23 protein-coding genes and 1 pseudogene are annotated in these 24,295 nt (G+C 34.4%); 12 read left to right on the forward strand and 12 right to left on the reverse strand.

All coding sequences use genetic code 11. The features are described from left to right. Positions 1 to 275 precede the first annotated feature (275 nt). From IEV84_RS10600 to IEV84_RS10620, 5 genes are all read left to right on the forward strand, one after another. Positions 276 to 1,670, forward strand: coding sequence for an MFS transporter (locus IEV84_RS10600; RefSeq protein ID WP_188494266.1), 1,395 nt, complete (start codon positions 276 to 278; stop codon positions 1,668 to 1,670). A 304-nt stretch (positions 1,671 to 1,974) separates the two neighbouring features. Then, positions 1,975 to 2,820 (forward strand): energy transducer TonB, encoded by an 846-nt coding sequence (locus tag IEV84_RS10605; RefSeq protein WP_188494267.1) that lies wholly within the window; start codon positions 1,975 to 1,977, stop codon positions 2,818 to 2,820. Between the two features lie 305 nt (positions 2,821 to 3,125). Next, positions 3,126 to 4,025, forward strand: coding sequence for a lipoyl synthase (lipA, locus tag IEV84_RS10610; protein ID WP_188494268.1), 900 nt, complete (start codon positions 3,126 to 3,128; stop codon positions 4,023 to 4,025). Between the two features lie 22 nt (positions 4,026 to 4,047). After that, the gene (gene gap / locus IEV84_RS10615; protein WP_188494269.1) at positions 4,048 to 5,043 is read left to right on the forward strand and encodes a type I glyceraldehyde-3-phosphate dehydrogenase; all 996 of its coding nucleotides are present in this window, start codon (positions 4,048 to 4,050) and stop codon (positions 5,041 to 5,043) included. A gap of 8 nt (positions 5,044 to 5,051) precedes the next feature. Then, on the forward strand, positions 5,052 to 7,235 hold the full coding sequence (locus IEV84_RS10620) for a tetratricopeptide repeat-containing hybrid sensor histidine kinase/response regulator (RefSeq protein ID WP_229732657.1): 2,184 nt from the start codon (positions 5,052 to 5,054) through the stop codon (positions 7,233 to 7,235). Here IEV84_RS10620 and IEV84_RS10625 read toward each other — a convergent pair. Both IEV84_RS10625 and lpxK read right to left on the reverse strand, forming a co-directional pair. Continuing rightward, positions 7,232 to 8,044 carry a purine-nucleoside phosphorylase gene (locus IEV84_RS10625; protein WP_188494270.1) on the reverse strand — a complete coding sequence of 271 codons (813 nt, stop codon included), beginning with the start codon at positions 8,042 to 8,044 and terminating at the stop codon, positions 7,232 to 7,234. The genes IEV84_RS10620 and IEV84_RS10625 overlap by 4 nt on opposite strands. Continuing rightward, positions 8,016 to 9,041: a tetraacyldisaccharide 4'-kinase gene (lpxK, locus tag IEV84_RS10630; RefSeq protein ID WP_188494271.1), complete on the reverse strand. Its 1,026-nt coding sequence runs from the start codon at positions 9,039 to 9,041 to the stop codon at positions 8,016 to 8,018. Before lpxK ends, IEV84_RS10625 begins: the two co-directional genes overlap by 29 nt. A 189-nt stretch (positions 9,042 to 9,230) precedes the next feature. Here lpxK and IEV84_RS10635 point away from each other — a divergent pair, with 189 nt between their 5' ends. Further along, positions 9,231 to 10,325: a Nif3-like dinuclear metal center hexameric protein gene (locus tag IEV84_RS10635; RefSeq protein ID WP_188494272.1), complete on the forward strand. Its 1,095-nt coding sequence runs from the start codon at positions 9,231 to 9,233 to the stop codon at positions 10,323 to 10,325. Positions 10,326 to 10,328: 3 nt separating this feature from the next. Next, positions 10,329 to 11,108 carry a zinc ribbon domain-containing protein gene (locus tag IEV84_RS10640; protein WP_188494273.1) on the forward strand — a complete coding sequence of 260 codons (780 nt, stop codon included), beginning with the start codon at positions 10,329 to 10,331 and terminating at the stop codon, positions 11,106 to 11,108. A gap of 64 nt (positions 11,109 to 11,172) precedes the next feature. Here IEV84_RS10640 and IEV84_RS10645 read toward each other — a convergent pair whose 3' ends face one another. The 3 genes from IEV84_RS10645 to IEV84_RS10655 form a co-directional block, all read right to left on the reverse strand. Next, a complete protein-coding gene (locus IEV84_RS10645; RefSeq protein ID WP_188494274.1) occupies positions 11,173 to 11,823 on the reverse strand; it encodes a hypothetical protein in 651 nt (216 codons plus the stop codon). Positions 11,824 to 11,998: 175 nt separating this feature from the next. After that, entirely contained in the window at positions 11,999 to 13,321 is a 1,323-nt protein-coding gene (locus IEV84_RS10650; protein ID WP_188494275.1) for a T9SS type A sorting domain-containing protein, read from the reverse strand. Positions 13,322 to 13,348: 27 nt separating this feature from the next. Next, positions 13,349 to 13,495, reverse strand: coding sequence for a hypothetical protein (locus IEV84_RS10655; RefSeq protein ID WP_188494276.1), 147 nt, complete (start codon positions 13,493 to 13,495; stop codon positions 13,349 to 13,351). A gap of 5 nt (positions 13,496 to 13,500) precedes the next feature. Between IEV84_RS10655 and IEV84_RS10660 the strand changes: the two genes are divergently transcribed. Beyond that, a complete protein-coding gene (locus IEV84_RS10660) occupies positions 13,501 to 14,457 on the forward strand; it encodes a glycoside hydrolase family 3 C-terminal domain-containing protein (RefSeq protein WP_229732658.1) in 957 nt (318 codons plus the stop codon). A 214-nt stretch (positions 14,458 to 14,671) separates the two neighbouring features. Here IEV84_RS10660 and IEV84_RS10665 read toward each other — a convergent pair whose 3' ends face one another. The 7 genes from IEV84_RS10665 to IEV84_RS10695 form a co-directional block, all read right to left on the reverse strand. Then, positions 14,672 to 15,151 carry a cupin domain-containing protein gene (locus IEV84_RS10665; RefSeq protein WP_188494277.1) on the reverse strand — a complete coding sequence of 160 codons (480 nt, stop codon included), beginning with the start codon at positions 15,149 to 15,151 and terminating at the stop codon, positions 14,672 to 14,674. A gap of 9 nt (positions 15,152 to 15,160) precedes the next feature. Further along, complete coding sequence (locus IEV84_RS10670) at positions 15,161 to 16,180, reverse strand: alpha/beta hydrolase (RefSeq protein ID WP_229732659.1); 1,020 nt, start codon at positions 16,178 to 16,180, stop codon at positions 15,161 to 15,163. A 44-nt stretch (positions 16,181 to 16,224) separates the two neighbouring features. Further along, complete coding sequence (locus tag IEV84_RS10675; protein ID WP_188494279.1) at positions 16,225 to 16,959, reverse strand: carboxymuconolactone decarboxylase family protein; 735 nt, start codon at positions 16,957 to 16,959, stop codon at positions 16,225 to 16,227. Positions 16,960 to 17,188: 229 nt separating this feature from the next. Beyond that, positions 17,189 to 18,271 (reverse strand): alpha/beta hydrolase, encoded by a 1,083-nt coding sequence (locus IEV84_RS10680; protein WP_229732660.1) that lies wholly within the window; start codon positions 18,269 to 18,271, stop codon positions 17,189 to 17,191. 2 nt (positions 18,272 to 18,273) lie between these two features. Further along, the gene (locus IEV84_RS10685) at positions 18,274 to 18,747 is read right to left on the reverse strand and encodes a nuclear transport factor 2 family protein (RefSeq protein WP_188494280.1); all 474 of its coding nucleotides are present in this window, start codon (positions 18,745 to 18,747) and stop codon (positions 18,274 to 18,276) included. Positions 18,748 to 18,792: 45 nt separating this feature from the next. Beyond that, positions 18,793 to 19,938 carry an aldo/keto reductase gene (locus tag IEV84_RS10690; protein WP_188494281.1) on the reverse strand — a complete coding sequence of 382 codons (1,146 nt, stop codon included), beginning with the start codon at positions 19,936 to 19,938 and terminating at the stop codon, positions 18,793 to 18,795. Between the two features lie 29 nt (positions 19,939 to 19,967). Further along, positions 19,968 to 20,819 (reverse strand): aldo/keto reductase, encoded by an 852-nt coding sequence (locus tag IEV84_RS10695; RefSeq protein ID WP_188494282.1) that lies wholly within the window; start codon positions 20,817 to 20,819, stop codon positions 19,968 to 19,970. 197 nt (positions 20,820 to 21,016) lie between these two features. Between IEV84_RS10695 and IEV84_RS10700 the strand changes: the two genes are divergently transcribed. The 4 genes and pseudogenes from IEV84_RS10700 to rluF all read left to right on the forward strand — a co-directional run bounded on the left by IEV84_RS10700 (position 21,017) and on the right by rluF (position 24,241). Then, positions 21,017 to 21,928, forward strand: coding sequence for a helix-turn-helix domain-containing protein (locus tag IEV84_RS10700; protein ID WP_188494283.1), 912 nt, complete (start codon positions 21,017 to 21,019; stop codon positions 21,926 to 21,928). A 62-nt stretch (positions 21,929 to 21,990) separates the two neighbouring features. Then, positions 21,991 to 22,244 (forward strand): annotated as a pseudogene (locus IEV84_RS10705) (fibronectin type III-like domain-contianing protein). 222 nt (positions 22,245 to 22,466) lie between these two features. Then, a complete protein-coding gene (locus IEV84_RS10710) occupies positions 22,467 to 23,309 on the forward strand; it encodes an alpha/beta hydrolase (protein ID WP_188494284.1) in 843 nt (280 codons plus the stop codon). 119 nt (positions 23,310 to 23,428) lie between these two features. Next, on the forward strand, positions 23,429 to 24,241 hold the full coding sequence (rluF, locus tag IEV84_RS10715; RefSeq protein WP_188494285.1) for a 23S rRNA pseudouridine(2604) synthase RluF: 813 nt from the start codon (positions 23,429 to 23,431) through the stop codon (positions 24,239 to 24,241). Positions 24,242 to 24,295: the final 54 nt, after the last annotated feature.

Consider the following 24,295-nt stretch of genomic DNA (forward strand, 5'->3'; position numbering starts at 1 on the left):
TTTTCTAATCATCTCCAATTTTCTCATCCACAGCCTTACACCCCTTGTAAACTGTGGATTTTTTTATACTTACGAAGTCTTCCAAAATCTACTTAGACGAAATACTTACGTAGAAATACTTAATTATTTTTTTAAAACTGCGTTTTCGCAACTTTTAATCAAAATAATGCAATTAATTTTGCCTTGTAAATAAGTAAAAAAGCTTAGACGTAAGCTTACTACTTAAAAAAAGAAACAAAACGAGACGAAATAAAAAACAATTAAATTCTTTAAAAATGAGTTCAATTTCAACAAATCAACCGCTTTCAAGTTTAAACATTTTTAGTGGTAAAGGAGTTCAAATGCGTACCTTCCACATTACCTGGTTAACTTTTTTCTTTTCCTTTTTTGCATGGTTCGGTATGGCATCACTTATGCCATTGGCTAAAGAACAATTGCACCTAACAAAAGACCAATTGGGTAACATTCAAATTGCAGCTGTATCTGCAACTATCATTGCCCGTTTATTAATTGGTCGATTAGTCGATAAATTTGGTCCAAGATTAACTTATACCTGGTTATTAATCATTTGTTCGGTACCGGTCTTATTAATTGGTACTTCACAATCTTATGAAAGTTTCCTTCTTTTCAGATTGGCTATCGGTGTTATTGGTGCTTCTTTTGTAATTACACAATTTCATACTTCGGTAATGTTTGCTCCGTCTATTAAAGGAACAGCCAATGCTACAGCAGGTGGTTTTGGAAATGCAGGTGCCGGTTTAGCTAATATTATGATGCCTCTTATTGCAGCAGGATTCGTAGGTTTAGGAGTATGTACTCCCGAAGACAGCTGGAGATATGCTATGATTATTCCCGGAATATTGTTATTGGTTTTTGCTTTTATTTATTTCAAATACACGAAAGATTTACCAAATGGTAATTACAAAGAACTTGGAATCGAAAATGAGACTAAAGAAAACACCTTTATGCTGGCTGTTAAAGATTACCGTACCTGGGTTTTGACTATTGCTTATGCTGCTTGTTTTGGTGTTGAAATCACTATTGATAATTTTGCTCCGATATATTTTACAGATACTTTTGGTGCCAGTTTAGCAACAGCAGGACTTTGTGCTGGTCTTTTTGGATTAATCAATCTTTTTGCCAGACCATTAGGAGGTATCGTTGCTGACAAAGTAGGTAAAAGTTATGGTTTTTCAGGTAAAAATTTATTACTTGCCTTGCTGCTTGTTATTGAAGGTATCGGAATTATTTTCTTTGGTATGACTGATCACTTAGGAGTTGCTATCTTTTTAATGTTCCTATTTGGAATGAGCTTAAAAATGGCTAACGGTGCTACTTATAGTTTAGTTCCTTTCGTAAATCCAAAAGCAGTAGGAAGTGTTGCCGGAATTGTAGGTGCAGGAGGAAACATTGGAGCCATGTTGATTGCTTTCTTATTCAAAGCTAAAGCCGTTAAATTTTCTAAAGATGTAATTGATGAAAGCGGCGTATCTCAAACTAAAGATTTAATTGATTACACCAATGCTTTTTACATATTAGGAATCATCATTCTAATTACAGGAGTTATTGTTTTAGCTGTAAAATTTGCAGTTTCAAATAAAGAAGAAGAAACAGAAGAAATCGAACTAAACGGCAAAGAACCTGCTGTAGTTTTTGTAAAATCAAAATAATATCATTTGAAATCCTCAAAGGATATAGAAATAAATTAAATGTTTCGATTATTGTATAAAAAAGAAAGGCTGTCTTCACGGATAGCCTTTTCGTTTTTTATAAAATAGAGCGTTTACAACGCAATTCATCAAAGAACAAATCTCATATTCAAAACCACCAAATAACTATTTTATAATTATTCAAAATTATTTTCAAAAAGACTACAGAAATTACATATAATTTCACTATCTTAATCCTTTCTAAATAAAAATACCACATACGCATACGATTTAACAGAACCTTTAACCATTAAATCTATACATTATGTCAAGACTAAGCCTTTATGAAAACAACTGGATCAACCTTGTTTTCGAAAACAGAAACAAAGAGTATGGCGCTTTTCAATTGCGTCAGGAAACAACCAAAACTTCTTTTCATGCCCTTTGTATCGGGATTTTGCTGTGTACCGCACTGGCAATTCTGCCCAAAATAGTAAACCTTATTGATCCAAATGAAGTTACTGATTCGACAATTCCGATAAATACTGAAACCGTAATTGAATTAACGGATATTTATTCGGAACAAAACAGAGAAAAAGCAGCAGCGGCACCGCTTCCTGAACTACAACAGCAAGCAGATGTTGACAAAACAGATGTTAAACAACTTATAAACCCAACCGTTGTAAGTGCAACACTGGCTACGAATACTGAATTCTCTTTAGAAAGAAACAATCCTGTTGACACTCCTACTCAGGGAACAGCCATTACAGGCTCTGGTACTGCTATAGGAACCGGTGTTGAAAACGGAACAGGAATCGGCAACGGAACTGAAACCTTAAACACTAATGGAAACGAGGTTCTCAGCACCGAAATCTTAGACAGCAAACCACAATTTCCGGGAGGAATAGAAAAATTTTACCGTTATATTGTCAATCATTTCAACAGCCCAACTGTGGATACAGACGGAAACATCCGCATTTTTGTTTCTTTTGTAGTGGAAAAAGACGGAAGCATGAGTAACATTAAAGTAATCAACAAACCGGGAGCTCTTTTAGAAAAAGAAACCATTAGAGTTTTACAATCGATGAAAACCAAATGGACTCCGGGAATGCTGCATTCTAAACCCGTAAGAACCGCTTACAACTTACCCATCACAATCAAAATTGATTAAAACGAATCTTCGATAAGAGTAAAACTTTTCAAGTTGCCACCGATTTAAAAGACTGACACAGATGCTATTCAGTGATAATCCTTTTCAATCGGTGGCAATTTTCTTTAGCTATTTTAATTTAAGACCATATTTAAGACTAAAATTTACATAATCAGTTTTTAATAAAATCTGTTTCGCTTTTAATAACTGAATCCGCTTAGCGGACAGACCTATTATTTTATAACAAATCCATCCAAAAGCTTCACCATTTAAAACAGCTCTTTTTAAATCAACATTCCGTATATTTGTAGCCTTAAAATTGATTTATGGAAACTGCTTTAGATACTACTGCACCAGTTGCAACCCAAGGCGTAGCCGAACAGAGCGTAGCTAAACCAAAATGGCTGAAAGTAAAATTACCTATTGGTAAAAAATATACGGAACTTCGTGGCTTAGTTGACAAATACAGCTTGAATACCATTTGTACTTCGGGAAGTTGTCCTAATATGGGCGAATGCTGGGGCGAAGGTACTGCAACCTTTATGATTTTAGGGAACACCTGTACGCGTTCCTGTGGTTTTTGTGGTGTAAAAACAGGTCGTCCGGAAACAGTGGACTGGGATGAACCTGAAAAAGTAGCCCGTTCTATTAAAATCATGAACATTAAACATGCGGTAATTACCAGTGTGGATCGTGACGATTTAAAAGACGGTGGCTCTATCATTTGGATGGAAACCGTAAGAGCTATTCGCCGAATGAACCCAAATACCACTCTTGAAACCCTAATTCCGGACTTTCAGGGAATCGAAAGAAACATTGACCGAATTGTGGAAGCCAATCCTGAAGTGGTATCACACAACATGGAAACTGTTCGCCGTTTAACGCGTGAAGTACGTATTCAGGCTAAATACGACCGTAGTTTAGAAGTATTGCGTTACTTAAAAGAAAAAGGAATCAACAGAACCAAATCAGGAATCATGTTGGGTCTTGGTGAAGAAGAAGAAGAAGTTTTCCAAACCATGAGAGACTTACGTGCTGCCAATGTGGATGTAGTTACTATAGGTCAATATTTGCAACCTACTAAAAAACACTTACCCGTTAAAGAATTCATCACGCCGGAACAATTTGCCCGATACGAACAATTTGGTTTGGAATTAGGTTTCCGCCATGTTGAAAGCGGCCCATTAGTTCGTTCCTCTTACAAAGCACAAAAACACATTCTATAATTCCCTAAGGTTTACATAAAATTTGAAAACAAGAATTGCCATCAATGGTTTTGGTCGAATTGGCCGAAATCTGTTTCGACTACTTTTAAATCATCCTGAAATAGAAGTGGTTGCCATCAATGATATTGCCGATACTCAAACCATGGCACATTTGATAAAATACGATAGCATTCACGGTGTTTTGCCTCAAACAGTCATTGCTGACGAAAAAGGCTTTTCTATTGAAGGAACGCATTTTTTATTTTTCCACGAAAAAAACATTTCAAATCTAAACTGGAAAGATCTAAACATTGATTTTGTTATTGAATCCACAGGGAAATACAAAACACACGAAGATTTAAACAAACACATTATTGCGGGTGCAAAAAAAGTAATTCTTTCGGCACCTTCAGAAGTTGACACTATCAAAACAGTGGTTTTGGGTGTTAACCAACATATTTTGGACGGTACTGAAAAAATTATTTCAAATGCGAGTTGTACGACTAACAATGCCGCTCCAATGATTAAAATAATCGATGAACTTTGCGGAATTGAGCAGGCATACATCACTACCATTCACTCTTTTACAACCGATCAAAGTTTGCACGACCAGCCACACAAGGACTTAAGAAGAGCCCGTGGAGCCAGTCAATCCATTGTCCCTACAACAACCGGAGCTGCTAAAGCATTGACAAAAATTTTCCCTATCTTAGAGGGCAAAATTGGCGGATGTGGTATTCGTGTTCCTGTTCCGGACGGCTCATTGACTGATATTACTTTTAATGTAAAAAAAGCGGTATCAATACAAGAAATCAACGAAGCATTTAAACAGGCTTCGCTAAATGAACTAAAAGGAATTCTGGATTACACAGAAGATCCAATTGTATCAGTAGATATTTTAGGAAATAAAAACTCCTGTTTATTTGATGCGCAACTTACTTCGGTTATTGATAAAATGGTAAAAGTAGTAGGCTGGTATGACAATGAAATTGGATATTCATCGCGTTTGATCGATTTAATACTTTTGACAAAAAACTAATGTACTGAATGAAATTACAAATCAAATTCTACCTGATTTTCGTTATTTTATTTAATTCACTTCTGTATTCTCAAAATGGAGAAACAGACAGTATTAGCTATTACAATAGTTTAGCCTATACCAATATTAAAACAAACAACTACAAGGACGTTTTTTTATACACTCAAAAAGCAATTAATTACGCTCAGGAACATTCAAAAACTAAAGAGGAAGCCATACAACTTGCCAAATTAGGTCATCTGTACTACAGTTTGGAAAAATATGTCGATGCTATTGATAAACTCACTGAAAGTATTCAGCTTTTTAAAACCCTAAGCCCATCGCCCGAATATGCTCAGGCTAATTATTATCTGGCACTGGCTTACATTAAAAACAATAATTTTAAAGCAGCTAAAACCTATAACGAGAAGACCATTGCGTTATCAAAAGCTTTACAAATTAAAGACAATGATCATTTAATCAATCTTCAAAAGGCGATTATATACAGAGCTACCCAAAAACAGGTCATTGCCGCCGCTATACTCAATAGTATTATTTCCAAGCCGGATAAACCCGAAATTTTAGACACTAAGGCCGAAGCTTTGTACCAAATGGGATTAATTGAAGCCGAAAACAATCGAAATAATCTGGCTTTAAATTATTTCAACAAAGCCTTAGACTTAAATGCTAAAAATCAAAACTTAACACAAAAATCAAACATTCTTCTTGCCATAAGTCTTGTTTATGATAAAATGCTGGACAAAAGCAATGCTTATTCTTTTTTAAAATTACATCTGAATTTAAAAGAAAGTATCGCCATTTCTAATAATGAAAAATTAGGAATTAACGACTACGAAACTTTCAAAGAAAACCAAAGAAAACACCATTTGGCACTTATTGCCAAAAAGAAAAAAGAACAGGAAAAAACCGAAAGATTCTCCCGATTAATCAATTATCTCTCTATTGCATTAATCGCTATTTTATCCATGCTAAGTTTTTCTTTATATCGAAATAATATCATTCGAAAAAAATCAAATCTTTTATTAAAAGAAAAAAACAACGAACTGATAAAAGCCAAAGAAAAAGCCGAAAAAGCATCCAATGCAAGAGCCGATTTCTTATCGACAGTAAGTCATGAATTAAGAACACCGCTCAATGCAATTAACGGAATTACGCATCTTTTATTAGAAGAAAAACCTAAAAAATCACAGTTACACTACCTGAATTCCTTACAGTATTCCGGGAATTACCTCACTGCTTTTATTAATGATATTTTAGAAATCAATAAAATAGATTCGAATAAAGTCGAATTAGAACACATCAATTTTAATTTGAAACAATTACTGGAAGACATTAAAAACTCTTTAATAGAAGTTGCTACAAAAAATAAAAATGCCTTCATACTGGACATCGACCCTAAGATTCCTAATCATTTAATGGGAGACCCTATCAAACTGTCTCAAATTTTTATGAATTTAATCAATAACGCACTTAAATTCACTAAAAACGGAAAAGTATCTATTGTGGCCAAATTACAGGAATTACAAGAACAAACCGCCATGGTCCATTTTGAAATAATTGATACCGGAATTGGGATTCCTCCTGAAAAACTGGACAGTGTTTTTGAAAGTTTTTCTCAAGGTTCAATTGAAATTAACCGAAAATACGGCGGAACAGGTCTGGGTTTAACTATTGTGAAAAAACTTTTAAACTTATTAGGCAGTGACATTCAACTGGAAAGCCAGCTGGGAGAAGGTTCTTGTTTTTCATTCGAATTAGCCTTAGCTGTAAACAATAATTTCACGGCAATTGAGCCCAAAAAAGAAATCAGTTTTGATTTATCCAAAATAAAAGGCAAGAACATTTTAGTGGTGGAAGACAATGCCATCAACCAAATGATTACCAAAAAAATGCTCGAAAACAAGGAAATTCTTTGCGAAGTAATTGACAATGGCGAAGACGCAATTAAAGCTCTAAAAAGCAACAACTACGATTTAGTTCTTATGGACGTGCATTTACCCGGAATAAACGGAACTATTGCTACTCAGGAAATCAGAAAATTCAATTCGGCAACACCTATTATTGCCATGACGGCTATTTCGTTGAATGAAAACAGAGAAATGCTGCTTTCTTTTGGAATGAACGACGTGATAACCAAACCTTTTATTCCTAAAGACTTTTACAATCTCTTGTCTAAATACCTCGAAAACTAATACGCTAAAATCAGTTCTTTAATTAATTTTCGAACTTTCGGTTCGGCATTTCGGGCAGCTTCCAAAACCTCATCGTGCGAAATTGTTTCAATGCTGTTTTCATCACCCATATCAGTAATAACTGAAATCCCAAAAGTCTCTAAATCCATGTGTCGCGCCACAATAACTTCAGGAACTGTTGACATACCAACGCAATCAGCGCCCAGAATTTTCACCATTTTATATTCAGCCAAAGTTTCAAATGTAGGTCCCTGCAAGCCCAAATAAATACCGTCTTTGACTTCAATACTATTCCTTATCGCTATTTCTTTTACCCGAGCAATCATCTTTTTCGAATAAGGCTCACTCATATTGACAAATCTTGGACCAAAACGTTCATCATTTTTTCCGCGCAAAGGATGTTCGGGAACCAAATTAATATGATCGTTGATTAATACAATATCACCTACTTTATAGTTTGGATTCACTCCTCCGGAAGCATTAGAAACAATCAATTTCTGAACACCTAAATATTTCATTACACGCACCGGAAAAGTCACTTCCTGCATCGAATAACCTTCATAATAATGAAAACGTCCTTGCATAGCCACTATTTTTTTACCTCCAATAGTACCAAAAACCAAAGCACCTTCATGTCCCTGAACTGTGGAAACCGGAAAATTAGGAATTTCGGCATAAGGCAAAGAATATTCTATTTGAATATCAGCGGTAAAATTTCCTAATCCTGAACCTAAAATCACGCCGTATTCCGGAGTAAAATTGGTTTTCGCTTTTATAAAACTAACTGTTTCCTGTACTAGCTCCCACATATTTTTTTATTGTTTTATCAAATTGATTTGCTCCTGAAAGAAATGAACTCTGTATGGGTAAGTAAAAAAGTTGCTCTTCCGGCAAACTTCCTTTCAATCTTACATAATCTTTTTCGGTAGTAATAATAATGGATTCCTGGGCTTTGATAATAATTTCCTGAATATCATTTTCTGAAAAATGATGATGATCCGGAAAAGTTAAACAAACATCATTTGTATTTTTCAAATAAGAAAAGAAAGGTTCCGGCTTAGCTATTCCTGCTAAAAGCAGTTTTTGTTCTTCCTTGATTTCGCTTAACTCAATTTTGTTATTTTCTGAATAAATACAGTCATCATAAGCTATATAACTAAAATACAACTGCTGATTTTCGGCTAATTTTAATTTATTTTTTATCAAAAGTTGCTCAGCTCCTGAAAGACCTGGCGGACATTTAGTAACCACCACCACATCAGCTCTTTGAGCTCCGCTTCTGCTTTCTCTCAAATTTCCCGTTGGCAACATAAAATCATCGGCATAGATATCGCCATAAGCGGTCAGTAAAATATAAAATCCCGCTTTTACTTTTCGATGCTGGTACGCATCATCCAGCAAAATCACTTCTGGTTTTGGATTTTTAGAAAGCAATTGTTCGATTCCATTCTTTCTATTGGCATCAACGGCAACCTGAATATTTGGGAATTTTTGAAAAAACTGAAAAGGTTCATCGCCTAAAATTTCGGCATTCACATTGGCATCAGCCAAAACAAAACCTTCTGATTTTCTTTTATAACCACGACTTAGAGTAGCTACTCTGTATTTTGTAGAAAGCAAACGAATTAAATATTCAATCTGAGGGGTTTTTCCTGTTCCTCCTACCGATAAATTTCCAACCGCAATTATTGGTAAATCAAAAGCATAGGATTTTAAAATTCCTTTATCAAAAAGAAAATTCCGGATGGCAGTTACCAATCCATATAAAATAGCAAAAGGAAAAAGTATTTTTCGAAGTAAATTCATAAAACAAATATAAAAAGATAAGCCACCAATACACTAATTAAATTCTCTGATTTTTTTTAAAACCCTACTTTATCCCTATATTTGGATGTATTAATCTTAAAAACACCCATTGAATATAATTCGTTTTTGATAATTATATCTCAATTATTCTGCTTAACATTTGTCTATTAGCGGCTAAAAATAAAAATCATGAAAATAAAAGAAATTCTTTCTGTCCTCGAAGAAATGGCTCCACTGGCTTATGCTGAGGATTTTGACAATGTCGGTTTATTAGTTGGCGACCAAAACACCGAAGCCACTGGCGTTTTAGTATGTCATGATGCTTTAGAAAATGTTATTGAAGAAGCCATTGACAAGAATTGCAATTTGGTAGTTTGCTTCCATCCTATTTTATTTTCGGGTTTAAAGAAAATAACAGGCAAAAATTATGTGGAACGTTCGATACTCAAAGCTATCAAAAACGACATTGCCATTTATGCCGTGCACACTGCCCTGGACAATCATAAAGAAGGAGTGAACAAAATATTTTGTGATGCACTGGGACTAACAAAAACCAGAGTATTGATTCCGAAACCGAATTTCATTCGAAAATTAGTTACCTATACCATTCCTGAAAATGCCGAAAAACTACGCAACGCCTTATTTGATGCAGGAGCAGGAAAAATAGGTAATTATGAAGATTGCAGTTTCAATTCTAAAGGAATCGGAACTTATATGGGTAACGAAGACAGTAATCCCGAAATAGGAGAACGCTTTGAATTTGTTGAGAATGAAGAAATCAAAATCGAAGTTACTTTCGAAAAATATTTGGAATCCAAAATCCTAAAAGCCCTTTTCAAAAATCATGTATATGAAGAAGTGGCTTATGAAATTTACGATTTGCAAAATACACATCAAAATATTGGTTTAGGAATGATTGGCGAATTGGAAAATCCGATGGATGAAAAAAACTTTTTAGCAATGGTAAAAGATAAAATGCAGGCCGACGGCATTCGTCATTCTGCTTTTTTAGGGAAATCCATCAAAAAAGTTGCTGTATTGGGAGGTTCAGGCAGTTTTGCTATAAAAAATGCCATTCAGGCCGGAGCTGACGCTTTTTTGACTGCCGATTTAAAGTATCATCAGTTTTATGAAGCCGAAAACAGCTTACTTTTAGCCGATATTGGACATTTTGAGAGTGAACGCTATACAAAAAATTATATTGTTGATTTTCTTAGGAAAAAAATCCTTAATTTTGCCATCATTTTATCAGAAGAAAATACAAATCCAGTTAAGTACTTATAGAATATGACTAATACGAAAGAACTAAGTGTTGAGGACAAGTTAAGAGCCATCTACGATTTACAATTAATTGACTCTAGAATTGACGAAATTAGAAACGTGAGAGGGGAACTTCCTCTTGAAGTGGAAGATTTAGAAGATGAAGTTGCTGGTTTAAGCACACGTTCTGAAAAACTGAAAGCTGAGCTTGAAGTAATCGAAGAGCAAATTAAAGCAAAAAAGAATAGTATTGATGAGCACAAAGAGACCATCAAAAAATATACTAAACAACAAGAAAGCGTTCGTAATAACCGTGAATTCAACTCTTTAACTAAAGAAATTGAATTCCAGGAACTTGAAATTCAATTAGCCGAAAAACAGGTGAAAGAAATGAAGGCTTCTATCGAACACAAGAAAGAGATTATTGCTCAATCTAAAGAAAAATTAGAGTTAAAATCAAATCACTTAAAGCATAAAAAATTAGAGTTAAACGACATCATGGCAGAAACTGCTAAGGAAGAAGAATTTTTAACTCAAAAATCGGCTGAATTTCAAGATCAAATTGAAGAAAGATTATTAGCCGCTTACCACCGAATTCGTTCTAGTGTACGCAATGGTTTAGCTGTTGTTTCTATTGAAAGAGGTGCTTCTGCCGGATCATTCTTTACAATTCCACCTCAAACTCAGGTTGAAATTGCTTCCAGAAAAAAAATCATTATTGATGAGCATTCAGGAAGAATTTTGGTTGACAGCAGCTTAGCTGAAGAAGAAAAAGAAAAAATGGAAAACTTGTTTGCAAGTATCTAAATAACAAAAATCCCGTCTCAATAAAGTGACGGGATTTTTTTTGCATTCAAAAAATTGATATTAATTAATTCAAAACAACAGTATGTAACTTTTGCATACGTTCTTTTGAATTTGCCTTTTTAGCTGTAAATTCAGTACTGTTGTATTGTTCAACACTACCATTATATTCCATAGAAAAATCAACATTCTCCTGAGTTGATGTTAACTTACCATTAGCATAATTACTTGCTGTACCTTTACCCGAGAAATTCACTTTGTACGTTTTAGCATTTTCAGTTACAGTAAAAACCCCTGCTGTGGGCTGAATACTAATACCATTGGCAACCATTAAACCTTTATCGGTAGAAGTAATGTTTACTCCCAATAAAGATTCTCCCCATTGGGTAAAAGTATTAGCAGTTGAAGCAGAATAATCCCCGAGGCTGTAATCTCCTTTGGCCAATTTCTTCTCTTGGGAAGAAAACAATTCAAAATAAACTACAGCAGCAGCATTGCTGTTTCCTGAAAGCGTTTCGGAACGGGCTGAAAAATCGATATTATAGGAATTCCCTTTTTTGCCATAATTTTCTAAATAAGCCTGAGACAAAGTAACGGTTTGATCTCCTATTTTAAGAAAACCCTGATTACCGGTGTTTTGATTATTAACTTCTTCATTAGAACATGAAATGAATAAACTAACAAAAACCAGCGAAAATAATTTGATTATAGTTTTCATATATGTAAATTTTATTTTTTAGCGGTCATATATGGTATCGCCTTTTTATTTATCTGTGTTTGCTTACGCAAACTTGTTGTTAATGGCGATTTCATAATTATTATGTTTTTTATACTGTTTAGTTTGTAAATAGCAGGAGGCAAAGCCTATGAGTTTTACCTCCCTTACTTACAACTTATTTAATAATAATTTTGGTAGTCAAACCGGATTTTGCACTTTGAATCATATAATATCCAGCAGGTAAATCACTTACCGAAATCTCTGTCTCCAGACTGCTGGTATTAACTTGTTTCACGACAACTCCTGTTACCGAGACAATATTCACCGTATCATTTTCAACCGATGATTTTAAAGTCACACTATGTTTAGCAACCGATGGATAAGCATAAAACGCCTCTAATTTTTTCCAACGTGCATAAACCGAAGTATTTTGCGATTGCGCAGTACTAAATCCGGTAATTTCATCTGAATATGCCGCATCCGAATACCATCCCATAAATCGATAACCTCTGCATTGTGGTTCCAATAACTGATAAGCTGTACCAATAGTTACTGTTTTTGCATTAGGATTGATTACTAATTTAGGTAAGTTGAGATATGAAATGGTGTAGGTTGTAGGTGAAGTTACAATTGGATTATTTGGATTCAAACTATTAGAAGTTTCCCAACTATCAGGCATTCCATCACCGTCAGTATCAACAGGAGCATCAGCTGTAGGCAAAACTGGCCATCCACCCGCCGCCGCCGGTGTATCAATATATCCATTAGTACTTCCGTTACCTCCATTCATAATCGTTGCACCACCAGAACGGGTATCATCAACAGCACGTTTATCAACGGCATCTCTATACAAACTGGCTCCTACATAATCTAAAACCAGTTCATAGGCTTTTGTGGCACTGTGAGTAGTAATTTCTCCCGGTGCGTGCGGTGCATTAATTCGCATTGCTAATTTATCAGCATCACTCACCGGAAGCTGGCTACCATGAAACTGATTGTAAACACCATAAGTCCAGTTATCCTGAGTAGCACGAGTCGATCCGTTAACAAAATTGCCATCAACAAAGAATTTACCCCAAATTCCGCAAAGAGGATGTGTTGGATCTAAATTCCTACCCGTAGATAAAATACGTTCTTTTGTAGAATTAGAGGTTCCGGGCCCCGGTTTCCAATAATTATTTACCAAATTCACATTCATAGCATCTCCGCCGTAACAGCTGTTACCACCCCAATTATAAATAACATTATTACGAATATCCAATAAACCTTCCAATGGTACTGTACGTGCAGCATATTCACCTAATCTTGGGTTCCTGCTGTCGTGATGTGCTATTAAATTATGATGGAATGAAGCTTTCAATCCGCCCCAAATACCCCCATAACCATGAGCTCCTTTGTCGTGAACCGAATTTCTAAGACTTTCAGAAATCACACACCATTGCATAGTGAAATTTCTATTTTCATAAAAGGAAGCACATTCATCAGTTGACCAGCTCATAGAACAGTGATCAATTATAATATTTTGTTAAAAACGAGCTCCTAAGGCATCATCTTCCACATTATGTCTGTCTCCCATTCTGAAACGTAAATAACGCAGAATTACATTATTTCCTCTTATCTTAACCTGATAATCTCTTAAACAAATTCCTCCACCATCCGCGTTTTCGTCCACAAAAAGTGGAATTAGAAGCAGGAAAAAAATACAAAATAGAAGTGAAATACCAAAACTTCTATGGTGATGCCATAGCCCAGCTTTTATGGGCTGAACCACAAGAAAATATATTAGATCAAGCGGTTCAGGTAGCTAATCAGGCAGATGCTGTGGTTCTGGTATTGGGATTAAATGAACGATTAGAAGGCGAAGAAATGAAAGTAGAAGCCGATGGTTTTGATGGCGGAGACCGCACCAGTCTTGACTTACCATCCAATCAGGAAGAATTGATGAAAGCTATGGCAGCAACAGGAAAACCTGTCGTTCTGGTTTTAATCAACGGAAGTGCACTTGCTGTCAATTGGGCTAATGATAATGTTCCTGCAATTCTAACTGCCGGATATCCTGGTCAGCAAGGTGGAAACGCCATTGCCGATGTACTTTTTGGCGATTACAATCCTGCCGGTCGATTGCCGGTTACTTATTACAAATCAGTAAACCAGCTTCCTGATTTTGAAAATTATGATATGAAAGGTCGTACGTATCGTTATTTTGATAAAAAACCGCTATATCCTTTTGGTTTTGGTTTGAGTTATACCCAATTTAAATACAGCAATCTTCAAATTCCAAGTAATATTAATGCTAAAAAGGATTTTGAAATATCGGTTGATGTAACTAATACCGGTAACTATGACGGAGACGAAGTAGTTGAATTGTATTTAAAAGATGAAAAAGCCTCTACTCCACGCCCTATTCTGCAATTAGAAGGTTTTGAGCGCATTAATTTAAAAAAGGGAGAATCTAAAACTGTTCGTTTTAAAATTACGCCAAGACAGCTTTCTTTAATTAACACTAAAAAACAACGCGTAATAGAGCCTGGATGGTTCACAGTATCTGTAGGAGGTAAACAGCCTGATGGCTCTAAAGACAACCAGAGCGGTCGTTTCAATATCACTGGTAAAACACTACAACTCGAAAAATAGTTTTATTTCATGAAACCGTCTCACTAACTGAGGCGGTTTTTTCAAGCTTATTTTTTTAAAATCAAGGATAATTTATCAGCTTTCTTGGTTTTAGAATTAAATTACAAAAAACGAAATAACCTTATAATAAAACATCCAACATCTTTTATGCAACACTAAAATAGTAGCTTTAACTTAAACCTTTAATAAGACACTACCCTTTAAAATAGATTTTTTAATAATTGTATTCTTCCTCTGTAACTGGTGCTAACCATATAACACTTCCTTTTTCATTATTTGTTATGGCAAGTTGAACAAAATAACTATTAGCACTTGCTCCATGCCAATGCTCAACATTGGGTAAACATTTTATAACATCTCCCTTTTTCAATATTTTTTTAGGTTGTCCTTTTTCCTGATAATAACCAACTCCATCAGTAACTAACAATATTTGTCCTGCTGGGTGAAAATGCCATTTGGTTCTGGCTTTGGGTTCAAAAGTTACATTACCTACTGTGGTTTGATTTAGGCTATCGGTGCTAACAAGCATTTGTAAATATGCTTTACCAGTAAAATTCGTATTCGTTATTATTTCTCCTTTTGGAAAAATTCTGCCAATTGACCGACTTAATCTTTGAGTTGAGTTATTATTTGATTTACAAGAAAACAACAATATTCCAATTGAAAATATTCCGACAATGCTTTTTAAATTCATCTTTCAATTTTATAGGTTCGTTTGATAGAAATTTACCAATTTATTTACGGCTTGTGATACATATTCAGGTTTCCAATAGGTTTGTATATGAGTAGCTCCCTCAATCAAAAACAGTTCCTTGTTTTTAGCATTGGTGGCTTTAGCAAATGCTTCATCTGTCATATATTTAGTATCTGCTTTGCTTCCTGCAATCATTAGTAAGGGTTGATTAATTAGCTCAATTTGGTTTATTGCATCCCAAGTCATTAAATCCATTAGGCTACTTGTTGTGTATAGAAAAGTTGAATTTGGATGCGCATGCGTTCTGTAGTAATATTCATATCCTTCGCGATACAAATCGGTTGAAGTTTTAGCGATTTCTTCGTCTGATATACTTGCTACTCCTGAAAAAATAATTTCACCACCTGCGGCTTCTTGAGCACGAGCATCAGAAGCTGTTTTTAAACGATCTTGGATGGTTTTTAACTGGGAATTTTGAAAGCCATTTCTTCTTACTTCACCTGAATTAAACATACTCAAAGTGGCTACTGCTTTAAATCTTTTATCGGATTGAGCAGCTTTTAACGTATAGCCACCGCCACCACAAATTCCAAGAGCCCCCAAACGGTTTGCATCAACACCTGGAAATTGAGAAATAAAGTCAGCCATACCGTGAATATCTTCAGTACGGTATTTTGGTTTGTCTGTATGACGAGGTTCTCCGCCACTTGCACCTTGGTAGGATGCATCGGCAGCAATGGTTATATATCCTTGCTCTGCTAAACGTTGTGCATATAGTCCGGCTGTCTGTTCTTTTATACCTCCGTTAGGGTGTGCAATTGTTATTGTCGGATATTTTTTCGATGGATCATAATTGGCAGGTGTATAAACATTCGCAGCGATATCAATCCCGTTTAATTTGTATGTTACCGGATGTATGTTTACTTTTCCTTTTACATTTTCTGTAATTGCACCTTCGTATACTAAAGTGAAAGGATTTTGCTTTTTTACCTTTTGCGAAAATGAGTTATCTGTTGATACTATTGACATTACTAATGTTATTAATATTATTATTTTATTCATGATTTTTATAATTATTTGGGTTGGATGTTATTTAATACTTCAGTTACTGTTTTTTTTACTGATTTAGTATTTTTTCTTCCAATAAAAGGCTTAATTGTAGTTACAAATTCTTCCAACTGATTAGGTGTTATACCAACATTTAGCGAAATTGTCAAATGACTTTTTAGCATTGGTTCTGCATCGTCAATAGCACTAATTACCGATATTGTAACTAATTCTCTCTGTGCATAAGTTAAAATATCTCTTTCGAAAATATCCGCGAATAAGTGCTCTTTTAAAAAAGTATCAATTGCTGGTGCAAAGGCGGAATAGCCAGAAAGTTTTTCAGGTTGCGGCTTTCCGGTTAGTTCAGTTAATATTTGTTTGCCCCGAAGATATTTACTGCTGTTGTTTGTGATAGTTGTAGCTATAACTCCTATAGTATCATTGATACCTTTTGCCTTTCTTTCTTCAAGGACTTCCATAAATGTTTGTAAACCGCGAATACTTCTTGGGAAACCACAATACGCATAGGTATGAACCAAAATTTCTTTTATTTCATTTATTGTCAATTTTACATCTAGACCTTGGTTTAGAGCTTTTTTTAATTCAATTAAATTACCTTTAGCAGTAAGTGAAGTAATGATTATGATACTTTTCTCTTTTAAAGTTAGACCAGTTTTACCTATTTCGATTTTTTGTGCATTCGTTTGATTGAAGAACATTACTATCATTGTTAGTAAACTAATTATTTTAAACTGTTTCATGTTTTTATAGTTATTTTATTCATCTAGAACAGCTATTTTTTCTAACCACATAAGTATTTATTGAAATTTATTTTTCTAAAAACTACAACAAAATGACATCAATACAATTGGTGTTAAAATCAATATGGTATATTTTTTTAATTTCATCATGTGGTTAATTTTGCTTGTACAAAATTCTTATTAACTGACTGTCAGCCTTGTAGATAAATTACAGATTTATGTACCATAATTACTTATCCAGTCCTTTTTCTTTTAACCACTTGCTCATTAAGTTGGCAACTTCAATATTATTCAAATCAGAAAATGGAAAGTGTGTATTTCCTTTTAGACCAACTTCGGGAAGATGAACAACAGTAACATCACCACCATATTTGTTCACTACATCTCGCCATAATCTTGCCATTTCTAAGCGAACTCTCCATCCATCTATACCCGGATTATTGGAAGGTTGTTCAGGAATAAAATCACCATAATAAATAACAATTGGAATTTTGGTAAGCAACATAAAGTCTTCTTTTGGAATTCCTACAGCTTCAAGAGTTCCTGCTGAACTTGCTTTAGGTGATGGCACTTCACCATCCGGAAATAAAAATCCGCTACCCGGTTCATAAGATATTATTGCTTTTACATTTTGATTTTTTAAAGCCGTAAGCCATCCCATTCCGCCAGAATGAGAGTGAGTGACAAGTATTGCCGGACCAATTTTGTTGAAGAGTTTTGATACAGCATCTGAATTTATATTAGCATCAATTGTTCCAATACTTGGTGTCATTGAACGGAAATATTGATTTAAAGTTAAACTATCACGAGAAAACTGCACCCCTTCAAAATAGTTTGGCCAAATACCTATTCGAAAAGTATCAAACCATTGTTGCTCATCAGGAATAGGATTAATTGTAGCAGGAACGGTGCTTCTGCCCGCATTTCCACGCCTTGGTTGGTCAATAACATAAACAGGGAATTTTCGACGAAGAAAAATATTTTGAAAGCCTTCGCGACCGTCAGGTGTAGTTTCCCATGTTTTTGAAAATTGTCCAATACCATGCCACATCACTAATGGAAGTTTTTTACTTTCAGTTGGTATTTGATAAAATACATAGGCATGATCTCCATGAAATGTTTGCCCTTCCGGAGTAGGATTGTATGGATTAAATGTCCCCGGATTTGTTATTACTGTTCCACCAACTGCAAAGCTACCTTGTTCGATAATCATCAATGGCTCTTGTTTACTGTTTTTCTGTGCGTGAATTGCTATGTTTGAAAACACTACAAAACAAATCAAACTTAAATGCTTTATTGTCTTATTTCTCATAATTATTTCTTTCCTGATGTCATTGTTTTAGTGAATGAGAGTGAACCCAATTTCCAACTCCCGCCTTGTTTTACATACACTTCCGTCACAATAAAAGGATTGATTACTTCATTTCCGCCAACCACAGCCAGTAAATCCATTTTGGTCAGAATGATTGCAGTATTATCAATAATATTTACAGAAACTTCATGTATATCTGCTTTTTTATAATGAATTCCGCCACTTTTAATAACGTTGATTTCTTGGTTTTTGCCCCAGCTTCCCCCCATGTGTACATAGACCGATTTATTATGAAATAAAAGTGCTAAACTATCTACATTTTTATCCGCCATCCATTGCCATTTTTGTTTAGAAAGTTGAATGATTTCCTGTTCAGCTACTTTATAGTGTATCTCATTTGTACTTATTTTTTTCTCTTGTGCTAACGAATATTGTAGACCAGCTACAGCAATGATGCTCATAATTAATACTTTCATATAATCAATTTTAACAGTTAGAACTCAATTATGCTTTTAATTTTATTATTTCTTAAGTGGAGCTTCTACATCTGAAAAAGCCTGTACGAAAGCAGGTAATCGTTCTCCTGAAATTTGAATAGTATTTAACTGACTATTAAATTCTTGCCATTCATTTGAAGTGAATTTTAATGCATTTGCACTTATGTTTTCTTGCATGTGTGCCATTTGTGTTGTTCCAGGAATTGGTACAATCCAAGGTTTTTGAGCCAATAACCAGGCTAATGAAATTTGGGCAGGAGTAGTTTGCTTTTGTACACTCCATTTTTTTAATAGATTTACCAATTCCATATTATTTGCTATATTCTCTTGTGAAAATCGAGTTTCATTTCCACGAATGTCACCTGGAGCATATCGGGTGTTTTCATCAATTGCTCCTGTTAGGAAACCAACACCTAATGGACTCCAAGGCACAAAACCAATTCCTAGTTCTTGACAAAGTGGAATAATTGCTTTTTCTGGTCCACGCCATAAAAGTGAATATTCGTTTTGTATTGCAGTAATTGGATGTTCTTTGTGCGCTCTTCTTACTGTTTGTACTCCCGGTTCTGAAAGTCCATAATGCAAAACCTTGCCTTCTTTGATAAGGTCTTTTATTGTTCCTACAACATCTTCAATTGGCACTTGTGGATCAACACGATGTTGATATAATAAATCAATACGATCTGTTTTTAGTCGCTTTAACATTCCTTCAACCACTTTTTTAATATGTTCAGGTTGACTATTTAATCCGGGTAATCGTTTGCCTGTTGCCTGGTCAATATTCCATCCATATTTTGTTGCTATGGTTATTTTATCACGAAAAGAAGCAACTCCTTCGCCAAGAATTCGTTCTACTTCGTGAGGACCATAGGCTTCAGCCGCATCGAAAAAAGTAACACCTTTATCAAAAGCAGTTCTTATGATATTGTGCATTTCCGGTCGTGATGGAATTGTAGTTTGATAGGTCCTACTCATATTTTGAACCCCTAAACCAATTGGAGAAACTTCTAATTTGCCTAATTTTCTTTTCTTTGAAGTTAATAATGATGAATTGTCATTTAATAACTGATTTTCACTTTCACTAGATGTTTTAGCAAAAGTATCAAAAGGCATTAGCGCACTTCCTGCAATAGCTAATCCTGCTGTTTTCAAAAGGTTTCTACGATTCATAATTTATATTTTTAGGATACTATTGACTATTATAAATTTACTCTATATTCACTTAAGTTTTTAACCATTTGAGGATTTCTATGGTCAAAAAACTGACTTTGGTTAGTGTCTAATACTGCTATGGCTTGCATATCTTCATCAGAAAGTTGAAAATCAAATATGTTGAAATTTTCAATCATTCTTTCTTTTTTAACCGATTTTGGAATTACAACTACACCACGTTGCGTTAACCAACGAAGCACAACCTGAGCAACCGATTTGTTATACTTTTCTCCAATTGATAAAAGAACTTCATTTTGGAAAATATTATTTTTCCCTTCGGCAAAAGGTCCCCAAGATTGGATTTGGACATTGTTTTCTTCAAGAAATTGTTGGGCTTCTGTTTGTTGTAAAAAAGGATGTGTTTCTATTTGGTTAACAGCAGGTGCAAATCCACTATTTACAATTAAATCCATTACTCTATCCGGATGAAAGTTGGCAACACCAATGGCTCTTATTTTTCCCTGAAAATACAATTCCTGCATGGCGAGCCAAGATCCAAACACATCACCATAAGGCTGATGGATAAGGAAGAGATCCAAATAATCTAATTGTAGTTTATTTAATGATTTTTCAAAAGCAATCAATGTATTTTCATATCCGGCATCCTGAACCCAAAGTTTTGTAGTAATAAAGAATTCTTCTCTTGGAACACCGCTTTTCTTAATGGCATTACCTACAGCTGTCTCGTTCATGTAAGATGCAGCTGTATCAATAAGACGATAACCACTTTCAATAGCTTCTAAAACTGCTTTTTCACATTCTTTTTCATCAGGTATTTGGAAAACACCAAATCCTAAAATTGGCATTTCAATTCCGTTATTTAATTTAACTGTTTGCATAATTTTTTATTTTAAAATTGATTCACTATTTCAGAAATGACTAACTTACTATTTCTGTTATGCAAATTTCCGTCGGAAAACTGAAGCTGATAGTATATTGATTACGGATTGTTCTACCAATATTACTTATCACCTTAATAACGTGGTGGTTGATGCAATTAATTATCTAAATTTGTATCAGAAAAAGAGCAACCATTATGGAAAATATAGTTAAGTTTGAGACCATTAGTCAGTATAATGATTTTAATAATGCAGAAACCTTACATCCATTAATTAGTGTAATTGACTTTTCAAAAGCACATGAAAGATCATGGAATGGACAGAAAAGTGTCAAAATTTATTATGGATTTTATTGTATTTTTTTGAAAGATATTAAATGTGGTGATCTGCGTTATGGTTGTAACTATTACGATTATCAAGAAGGCACTTTGGTTTTTACTGCTCCCGGACAAGTAATGGAGATTGAAACAACAGGTGAAGTATATCAACCTAAAGGATATGCTTTAGTTTTTCATCCTGATTTAGTACATGGGACTTCACTTTTTAAAAGTCTTAATGATTATAATTTCTTTAGTTATAATACAAATGAAGCTTTGCATCTATCAGAGCGTGAACGTCAGATAATCTTAGACAGTTTTTCAAAAATTAAATCTGAATTAGAAATTGGTATTGACAAGCACAGCAAGAAACTAATTGCTTCTAATATTGAGTTGTTCTTGAACTATTGTGACCGATTTTATGACCGACAATTCATAACAAGAGAAAACGTAAATAAAGGTGTTTTAGAAAAATTTGAGGATGTTTTAAATCATTATTTCACATCTGAAAAGCCCAATACAATTGGTTTGCCATCAGTTGCTTTTTGTGCAGATGAGCTTCATTTATCAGCCAATTATTTTGGTGATTTGATAAAAAAAGAAACTGGAAAGTCAGCTCAAGAATACATTCAGAATAAAATAATTGATGTAGCCAAAAACCAAATTTTAAGTAATAATAAAACGGTAAACGAAATTGCTTACGAACTGGGTTTTAAATATCCTCAACATTTTTCCAGACTGTTTAAACAAAGAGTTGGATATACTCCTAATGAATATAGAAGTTTGAATTAACCAGATTTCTGTTTATTTAGTTTTTTTTTTACAGAAAGTCTAATAGTGATGAAGTAGTTGAGTTGTATTTAAAAGATGAAAAAGCCTCTACTCCCCGACCTATTGTACAATTAGAAGGTTTTGAACGCATTAAACTAAAACGGTGCGTTTTACAATTACACCAAGGCAACTTTCTTTAATCAATAACAAAAACCAACGTGTTGTAGAACCGGGATGGTTTACCATATCTGTAGGAGGTAAACAGCCTGATGGCTCTAAAGACAACCAGAGCGGTCGTTTCAATGTCACTGGTAAAACACTACAACTCGAAAAATAATTATCTGATAAAGGACTGCTACTTCCAGCAGTCCTTTTTTTTTATCCCAAACAATTACTTTTACCACTATTTGTATTTAAAAAATATAAATGGTTTGTCATCGTTAATATCGTAAATTTGCGACTGTAGTTACCACGAAAATTGCAGCCGCAGATACTGTATTTCTCTTTATCATTTTAACTTTTGCAAAATAAAATTGAAGTAGCTATCGTTTTTTTGATTATGAAAAAAGCCCTTTATTTTTTATTGACTAAATCCATTGGTTTGTACATCAATGTTTTGAGTTTTATTGCTCCTGAAAAAGCAACTCAAATTGCTCATGGTTATTTTAGCATACCACGAAAAGGAAAATTCAACCAAAAAAAACTTCCTAAAATTCTAGAAGAAGCCCAACAAGAAACAATTTCACATAACGGTGACTCTATTCAAACCTACATTTGGAAAGGAAACGAAACCATTATTTTACTCATTCACGGCTGGGAAAGCAATTCCTCAAGGTGGAAAAAAATGCTTCCTTATCTCAAAAAGTCCGGAAGTACTATCATTGCTATCGACGGTCCTGCTCAAGGCTTATCCAGTGGTACCGAATTTACTGTAACAAAATATGCCGAGTTTATTGACATTGCTGCCAAAAAATACCAACCTAATTATATCATTGGTCATTCCTTAGGAGGAAAAACAAGTTTGTATTACCAATACAAATATCAAAACCCGAATGTTCAAAAAATGGTAATACTGGGAGCTCCAAGTGATTTTACTATTATTTTTAACAACTTCATAAAATTGTTAAGCTTAAACAATAAAGTCATAAAAGCATTAGAAAATAAATATACCGGCATACTCGAACAGAATCTGAATCTTTTTACAGCACAGGAATTTGCTTCAAAAATCAACGTAAAAGGCTTTCTGGCACACGATATTGATGATATTGTTGTATTGTTTAATGAAGGAAAAAAAATAGCTCATTCCTGGGAAAATGTCCAATTTATAGAAACAAAAGGATTGGGACACAAACTACATGATGACGAATTGTACCAAAAAGTGTATCAGTTCTTATTTGAATAAGGTTTCAATCTCAAAAATCAATGACAATAGCAATATCAATTTTAAGATAGAACTGCATAGACTTTGCTATTGTTATTGCCATTGCTAATTGTTATTGTATTATTGTTTATTTTTGCACCATGGAAGAAAATCTAAAACGTCTCAACAAATTCATAGCCGAAACAGGTTTTTGCTCTCGTCGTGAAGCCGATAGATATATTGAAGAAGGTCGTGTAACCATCAATGATGTGGTTCCGGAACTGGGAACTAAAGTGAGTGTTAATGACGAAGTACGTATTGACGGCAAACTCATTCATGAGAAAAATGAAAAACCCGTTTATCTTGCTTTCCATAAACCTGTTGGGATTGAGTGTACCACTAACTTAGAAGTACGCAACAACATTGTCGATTATATCAATTATCCCAAACGTATTTTCCCTATTGGCCGATTAGACAAAGCCTCGGAAGGACTTATTTTTATGACCAATGACGGCGATATTGTCAATAAAATATTGCGCGCCAGAAACAATCACGAAAAAGAATATACCGTAACGGTAAACAAACCTATCACCGAACGTTTTATCCAACGTATGGGCAATGGCGTACCAATTTTAGACACCGTAACCCGAAAATGCAAGGTCGAACAAATAAGCAAATACATCTTCAAAATTATTTTGACTCAGGGTTTGAATCGTCAGATTCGCAGAATGTGTGAATATTTAGGATACGAAGTAACTGCTTTGAAACGCATCCGGATTATCAATATTTCACTGGATGTTCCTGTAGGTCGTTATCGTGAACTGACCGATGCTGAAATTAAAGAATTAAATACGCTTATCGAACCTTCGAGTAAAACGGAAGAAGCGAGCTTACCCAAAACGGAAGCACCAAAACGCCAAACGGAATTCATCAAAAAAAATGATCCGAGATTTAAAAAACGTGGGGATTATTAATCAAAAACATTATCCATACTTCATTTATAACAACAAAAAGAGGAAATTCGTTTC

The sequence above is a fragment of the Flavobacterium palustre genome, from assembly GCF_014639535.1.
Taxonomy (GTDB): domain Bacteria; phylum Bacteroidota; class Bacteroidia; order Flavobacteriales; family Flavobacteriaceae; genus Flavobacterium; species Flavobacterium palustre.